General features: G+C 64.5%; 5 protein-coding genes. 4 read left to right on the top strand and 1 reads right to left on the bottom strand.

Annotated features, from left to right (window positions below; all coding sequences use genetic code 11):
* Window positions 1-206 precede the first annotated feature (206 nt).
* A complete protein-coding gene (locus CKW13_RS23830; protein WP_095111217.1) occupies window positions 207-548 on the bottom strand; it encodes an FKBP-type peptidyl-prolyl cis-trans isomerase in 342 nt (113 codons plus the stop codon).
* Window positions 549-852: 304 nt separating this feature from the next.
* Between CKW13_RS23830 and CKW13_RS23825 the strand changes: the two genes are divergently transcribed.
* The 4 genes from CKW13_RS23825 (at window position 853) to CKW13_RS23810 (ending at window position 6,957) form a co-directional block, all read left to right on the top strand.
* Window positions 853-1,479: a DJ-1/PfpI family protein gene (locus tag CKW13_RS23825; RefSeq protein WP_095111216.1), complete on the top strand. Its 627-nt coding sequence runs from the start codon at window positions 853-855 to the stop codon at window positions 1,477-1,479.
* Between the two features lie 96 nt (window positions 1,480-1,575).
* Complete coding sequence (locus CKW13_RS23820; protein WP_095111215.1) at window positions 1,576-3,396, top strand: monovalent cation:proton antiporter-2 (CPA2) family protein; 1,821 nt, start codon at window positions 1,576-1,578, stop codon at window positions 3,394-3,396.
* A gap of 204 nt (window positions 3,397-3,600) precedes the next feature.
* On the top strand, window positions 3,601-5,259 hold the full coding sequence (locus CKW13_RS23815) for a GMC family oxidoreductase (protein ID WP_095111214.1): 1,659 nt from the start codon (window positions 3,601-3,603) through the stop codon (window positions 5,257-5,259).
* A 75-nt stretch (window positions 5,260-5,334) separates the two neighbouring features.
* Window positions 5,335-6,957 carry an MFS transporter gene (locus tag CKW13_RS23810; protein WP_095111213.1) on the top strand — a complete coding sequence of 541 codons (1,623 nt, stop codon included), beginning with the start codon at window positions 5,335-5,337 and terminating at the stop codon, window positions 6,955-6,957.
* The last annotated feature ends 24 nt before the right edge of the window (window positions 6,958-6,981 follow it).

Raw genomic sequence — 6,981 nt, 5'->3', positions numbered from 1 at the left:
GCACCAGCGCGGTGGTCTACAACGGCAGCGACGGCAGCACCACCGTGCAAATGGTCCGCCCGCCCGACGCAGCCACCAAAGCCCACAACGCGAAAACCCGCTGGGCCGACCCCTTCCTTTTCGGCGCACCGGGGGTGAGGCAATGAAACACCCCGTTTGTTTAGGCGACGCCACCCGCCGTGGCGGGCGAGTTTTGTGTGACGGTCTCAATCGTCCCGGGTCAGCACCTCGAGCAACTCGATCTCGAACACCAGGTTCGAGTGGGGCTTGATATGGGCGCCCATGGAACGCTCGCCATACGCCAGAGGCGCCGGCACCCACAGCCTGCGTTTGCCCCCCACTTTCATTCCCATCAACCCCAGATCCCACCCTTTGATGACCCGCCCCGTGCCGATCACACACTGGAACGGCTTGCCCCGCTCGTATGAGGAATCGAACGAGGTGCCATCTTCCAGAAACCCCCGGTACTGGGTGGTAATCAAGGCCCCCTTGACCACTTCCTTGCCCTCGCCGAGCTGAATATCCGTCACCTGCAATGGCTCGTTCATGAGTATCTACTCGTCAGTGCGCCTATGTCCGAGGCTTGAAGGGCTGGGTTTTCTCAGAAAGCGCAGGAGTTGGCAACCGTTGTCATTCACCTGCGCAGATAAATCCCGGCACAGGAAAAGCCAGCGCTAGCACTAACTCAATGGCCCAACAAAAGAAATCGCCCACCCACCCGGCCAAATCAGCGTTATCAACCATACTCAGCGCCACCGCTGAACCAGTTTGTGTGACCTCTTGTGCAGTTCCAGTAGTGAGATCCCGGTTGAGCATCCAACACCTCGCACCTCACGCCCCTCGGAAACCGCCATGCACATTGCAATCCTGACCTTTGACCGCTTCAACGAGTTGGATTCGATCATCGCCTACACCCTGTTGAGCCGCATCGCCCTGCTGGGGGACCCGCACTGGCGCGTCAGCATCGCCGCGCCCACGGCCCAGGTCACGTCGATGAACGGCCTGACCCTCAATGCCCACATCGATCTCGAAGAGGCGTGCCGGGCCGATGCGGTATGGGTCGGCAGCAGCCTGGACATCATGGATGTTTGCCAGAGCGCACCGCTCATGGCCACGCTACGGGCCCTGAACCCGCGCCGCCAATTGCTCGCCGCCCAGTGCTCCGGCACTTACCTGCTGGCCAAGCTGGGCCTGCTGGAAGACCACACCGCTTGTACCGACAACACCAGCAAGCCCTGGGTGGTGGCTGCGGGTATCAAGGTGCTCAACCAGCCCTTTCGCGCCGTGGGCAACGTCGCCACCGCCGGGGGGTGCCTGGCGTCGTCTTACCTCGCGGCGTGGCTGATCGCACGGCTCAAGGGCCAGACCGAGGCGCGAGAGGTGTTGCACAACTTTGCCCCGGTGGGGGAAAAGGATGAGTACGTCAAACGCGCCTTCGTACATATCGGGGCGAACCTGGAAACCGTAGCCCAGGCCTGATTAGCGCTGCAGCGCCCCCGCCACCCCGGTAGAATCGCGCCCTGCCCGGCCGGCACCCGTCGCCGGTTCCCCGCCCAGACGTCCCGGAGTACGCCCATGCCCCACGAAGGCAACCTGTTGCAAGCCGCTGTTGTGTTCCTCTTTGCGGCGGTGCTTACCGTGCCCCTGGCCAAGCGCCTGCAACTGGGCGCCGTACTGGGTTACCTGTTTGCCGGGGTGATTATCGGGCCGTCGGTGCTCGGGTTGATTGGCAACCCGCAAAGCGTCAGCCATATCTCCGAGCTTGGTGTGGTGCTGCTGCTGTTCATCATCGGCCTGGAGCTGTCGCCCCGGCGCCTGTGGGTGATGCGCAAAGCGGTGTTCGGCGTGGGCCTGGCCCAGGTGCTGCTGACCGGTTCGGTGATCGGCACCGTGGCACTCTTCGTATTTGGCCAACCGCTCAACAGCGCGATTGTGCTGGGCCTGGGCCTGGCACTGTCGTCCACGGCGTTCGGCCTGCAAAGCCTGGCCGAACGCAAGGAGCTGACCGCGCCCCACGGGCGCCTGGCGTTTGCCATTCTGCTGTTCCAGGACATCGCTGCCATTCCCCTGATCGCTATGGTCCCGGTGCTGGCCGGTGGCGATCACTCCACCACCGCCGCCCAAGACCTCAACCACGGCCTGCAAGTGCTGGGCAGCATCGCGGTGGTGGTGATCGGCGGGCGCTACCTGCTGCGCCCGGTGTTTCGCATCGTCGCCCGCACCGGGCTGCGGGAAGTGTCCACCGCCACCGCGCTGCTGGTGGTGATCGGCACCGCGTGGCTGATGGACCTGGTGGGCGTGTCCATGGCTTTGGGGGCGTTCCTGGCCGGGCTGCTGCTGGCGGATTCGGAGTACCGCCATGAACTCGAAGCGCAGATCGAGCCCTTCAAAGGCCTGCTGCTGGGGCTGTTTTTCATCAGCGTCGGCATGGGCGCCAATATCAGCCTGCTGTTCAGCGCCCCGGCAGCGGTGCTGGGCCTGACGCTGCTGCTGATCCTGATTAAGCTGCCGTTGCTCTATGTGGTCGGCCGCCTCGCCGGGGGCCTGGGCCAACTCAATGCCCTGCGCCTGGGGGTGGTGTTGGCGGCGGGCGGCGAGTTTGCCTTCGTGGTGTTCAAGATCGGCCGCGACCAAGGCCTGTTCGAGCCGCGCCTGTACGACTTGCTGGTGCTGACCATCACCCTGTCCATGGCCCTGACGCCATTGTTGTTACTGCTGTGCGGGCGCCTGATCCAGGCCAAGCCTGCCGTGGTGCCGGTGCCCGAGCATTTGCGCAGCATCGACACCGATGCCCCCCGGGTGGTGATCGCGGGCATGGGCCGCATGGGCCAGATCGTGGCACGGATCCTGCGGGCGCAGAACATCCAGTTCGTGGCCCTGGACACCTCGGTGGAAACCATCGAGCTGACCCGCAGTTTCGGCGGTTTGCCGGTGTTCTACGGCGACCCGATGCGCCCGGAAATCCTCAGCGCGGCCAAGGTCGAGCAAGCCGAGTTCTTCGTTATTGCCACAGATGACCCGGAAACCAACATCAAGACCGCCGAAATCGTGCGCAAACGCTACCCCCACATGAAAATCATCGCCCGCGCCCGTAACCGCCAGCACGTGCATCGCCTGGTGGACCTCGATGCCCAAGCCGTGCGCGAAACGTTCTACTCCAGCCTGGAAATGAGCCGCCGTACCCTGGTCGGCCTGGGCCTGAGCCCGACCCAGGCGCAAGCGCGGATCGACCGCTTCAAGCTCCACGACGAACAGGTATTGGCCGCCCAGCACGCGGTCTACGACGACGCCGCCAAGGTCATGCAAACCGCCCAGGAAGCCCGCGAAGAGCTGGCGCGGCTGTTTGAATCCGACCGTTTGGACGAACAATCGGAAAAACCCGCCTCGTCGTTGTAGCACGGGCTTGCCCGCGCTCGGTCGCGTAGCGGGCGTAAAAAACGGTTTTGGATGAATGAAAAGACCGTCATCCTCGCCAGGCACTGGGCTGTGGGCGTTCCTGGGGCGAAAACGCACAAGCGGTCGGCAAAAAACTCATGTTTGTTTGGGTGCGCGAGCAACTAGGATGGTGCGCAATAACAAAAACAAACGGGGACGCCAGGGATGCAACAGCCATACGACTATGTGGTGGTAGGCGCCGGCCCGGCGGGTTGCCTGTTGGCCAATCGCCTGTCCGCCAACCCAGCGCACCGCGTGCTCCTGCTCGAAGCCGGGGGCCGCGACAACTACCCCTGGATCCACATTCCGGTGGGTTATTTGTTCTGCATCGGTAACCCACGCACCGACTGGTGCTTCAAGACCCAACCCCAACCCGGCCTGCAAGGCCGCAGCCTGAGCTACCCACGGGGCAAGGTGCTGGGCGGTTGTTCCTCGATCAACGGCATGATCTACATGCGCGGCCAGGCCCAGGACTACGACGCCTGGGCGGCCCAGGGCAACCCGGGCTGGGCCTGGCAGGACGTGCTGCCCCTGTTCAAGCACAGCGAAAACCACTTTGCCGGCGAGTCGCAGCTGCACGGCGCCGGCGGCGAATGGCGGATCGAACGCCAGCGCCTGTCTTGGCCGGTGCTCGACGCCTTTCGCGAAGCGGCCGGGCAAAGCGGCATCGCTGCCATCGATGACTTCAACGGTGGCGACAACGAAGGCTGCGGCTACTTCCAGGTCAACCAGAAGGCCGGCATCCGCTGGAACGCCGCCAAGGCCTTCCTCAAGCCAATCCGCCAGCGCCCCAACCTCACCGTGCTCACCGATGTCGACGTCGACCGCGTGCTGCTTGAAGACGGCCGCGCCAGCCAGGTCAGCGGCCACTTTCAGGGCCGGGCCCAGACCTGGCGCGCGCGTCGGGAGATCATCCTCTGCGCCGGCGCCGTCGGCTCGCCGGGCATCCTGCAACGCTCCGGCATCGGCCCCGCGCCGCTGCTCAAGCAACTGGGCATCGGCGTGCGCCACGAACTGCCCGGGGTGGGCGGTAACCTGCAGGATCACTTGCAACTGCGCCTGATCTACAAGCTGCACAACGCGCGCACCCTGAACCAGATCGCCGGCTCGTTGTGGGGCAAGATGGCCATGGGCCTGCGCTACCTGTACGACCGCAGCGGCCCGCTGTCCATGGCCCCCAGCCAACTCGGCGCCTTTGCCCGCTCCGGCCCCGAGCAGCAGCGCGCCAACCTGGAATACCACGTACAGCCCCTGTCCCTGGAGCGTTTCGGCGAGCCGCTGCACAGCTTCCCGGCGTTCACCGCCTCGGTCTGCGACCTGCGCCCCCACAGCCGTGGGCGCATCGACATCGCCAGCGCCGACCCGCGCCAGGCGCCGCTGATCCAGCCTAATTACCTGAGCCACCCCGAAGACCTGCGGGTGGCCGCCGACGCCATTCGCCTGACCCGGCGCATCGTCGCCGCCCCGGCCCTGCAACGCTTCAGCCCCAGCGAATACCTGCCCGGCGCCGAGCTGCGCAGCGACGAACAGCTGCACGAAGCCGCGGCGCGCATCGGCACGACGATTTTCCACCCGGTGGGCACCTGCCGCATGGGCCAGGGCCGCGATGCCGTGGTCGATGCCCAGTTGCGGGTGCACGGCATCCCGGGCCTGCGCATCGCCGACGCCTCGATCATGCCCAGCATCACCTCGGGCAACACCTGTTCACCCACCCTGATGATCGCGGAGAAAGCCGCACAACTGATCCTCAGCCCCGAAACCGCGGGGGCCAGGCAGGCCCCGCAAAACACCAGAGCCGTCACGCCTGGCACCTACAGCATCTGAATCACGCAGTAAAAGGCGCCAATCCCGGCGCCGACAGTGGAACAACAATAAGTCATCACTGTGAGGGACACCCCTATGTCAGAACGTGCTCAAACCCTGGACGTCCCGCATGAAGCGGTCAGCCAACAGGAAACCCGCAAGGTCATCTTCGCGTCGTCCCTGGGGACGGTGTTCGAGTGGTATGACTTTTTCCTCTACGGCGCCCTCGCGGCGGTCATCAGCAAGCAGTTCTTCGCCGGGGTCAACGACACCACGGCATTCATCTTCGCCCTGATGGCGTTCGCCGCCGGGTTTATCGTGCGGCCCTTCGGTGCCCTGGTGTTCGGGCGCCTGGGGGACATGATCGGGCGCAAGTACACCTTCCTCGCCACCATCGTGCTGATGGGCGTGGCCACATTCTGCGTCGGCCTTTTGCCCACCTACGCCAGCATCGGCATTGCTGCGCCTATCATCCTGGTAGTGCTGCGCATGCTCCAAGGCCTGGCCCTGGGCGGCGAGTACGGCGGCGCGGCCACTTACGTCGCCGAGCACGCGCCTATGGGCAAGCGTGGTTTGCACACCAGTTGGATTCAATCCACCGCCACCCTGGGCCTATTGCTGTCGCTGCTGGTGGTGCTGGCGTGCCGCTACTTCACCGGCGATCAGTTCGAGGTCTGGGGCTGGCGCATTCCGTTTTTGCTGTCGATCGTACTGCTGGGCATTTCCACTTGGATCCGCCTGAGCCTGCACGAGTCCCCGGCCTTCGTGAAAATGAAAGGCGAAGGCAAGGTGTGCAAGGCGCCGATCCGCGAGTCGTTCGGCCAGTGGGAGAACCTCAAGGTGGTGCTGATCGCCCTGTTCAGCATCAACGCCGGGCAAGCGGTGACGTTTTATGCCGCGCAGTTCTACGTGCTGTTTTTCCTTACCCAATTCCTGAAAATGGACCCGGCCCTGGCCAACGGCCTGCTGATTGTCAGCGTGGTGATCGGCGCGCCGTTCTTTATTTTCTTTGGCTGGCTGTCGGACAAAGTCGGGCGCAAACCGGTGCTGATGCTCGGCCTGTTGCTGGCCACGGTGCTGTACTTCCCGATCTTCAAGGCCCTGGCCCACTACGCCAACCCCTTGGTGGACCAGGCCAGCCGCCAGGCGCCGATCACCGTCCTGGCCGACCCGGCCACCTGCACCTTCCAGTTCGACCCGGTGGGCAAGGCGCGTTTCGACAGCCCTTGCGACAAGGTCAAGACTTTCCTGGTCAAGCAGGGCCTGCCCTACCACAGCGCCGCCGCCCCGGCCGGCAGTGAGGTGCAGGTGAGCATTGGCGACGTGCGCATCGACGGCTACGACGAAGCGGCCCTGCGCGGCGCGGTCACCTTGGCCGGTTATCCGCAGCAGGCCGACCCGCAATTGGTCAACAAGCCGATGATCGTGGCGTTGATCGTCGCCCTTATCCTGATTTCCGCCATGTGCTACGGGCCGCTGGCAGCGCTGATGGTGGAGTTGTTCCCCACGCGCATCCGCTACACCTCCATGTCGTTGCCGTACCACATCGGCAACGGCTGGTTCGGCGGCTTCCTGCCCACGGTGTCCTTTGCCCTGGTGGTGTACACCGGCGATATCTTCTATGGCCTGTGGTACCCGGTGGTCATCACTGGGGTGAGCCTGCTGGTGGGGCTGTTGTGCCTGGGTGAGACGCGCCATGTGGACATCGCCGAGGACTGAAGCGCCCCGCCCCTCGCCCAGCAA

The sequence above is a fragment of the Pseudomonas sp. Irchel 3E20 genome (assembly GCF_900187645.1).
GTDB lineage: Bacteria > Pseudomonadota > Gammaproteobacteria > Pseudomonadales > Pseudomonadaceae > Aquipseudomonas.
The sequence above is the reverse complement of the archived record's forward strand: the minus strand, read 5'-3'. Positions and strand labels throughout refer to the sequence as shown.

What these genes read in the sequence shown, in the direction of transcription:
- CKW13_RS23815 (WP_095111214.1), top strand. Translation starts at nt 3,601, where the DNA reads ATGCAACAGCCATACGACTATGTGGTGGTAGGCGCCGGCCCGGCGGGT.
- CKW13_RS23830 (WP_095111217.1), bottom strand. Translation starts at nt 548, where the DNA reads ATGAACGAGCCATTGCAGGTGACGGATATTCAGCTCGGCGAGGGCAAG.
- CKW13_RS23825 (WP_095111216.1), top strand. Translation starts at nt 853, where the DNA reads ATGCACATTGCAATCCTGACCTTTGACCGCTTCAACGAGTTGGATTCG.
- CKW13_RS23810 (WP_095111213.1), top strand. Translation starts at nt 5,335, where the DNA reads ATGTCAGAACGTGCTCAAACCCTGGACGTCCCGCATGAAGCGGTCAGC.
- CKW13_RS23820 (WP_095111215.1), top strand. Translation starts at nt 1,576, where the DNA reads ATGCCCCACGAAGGCAACCTGTTGCAAGCCGCTGTTGTGTTCCTCTTT.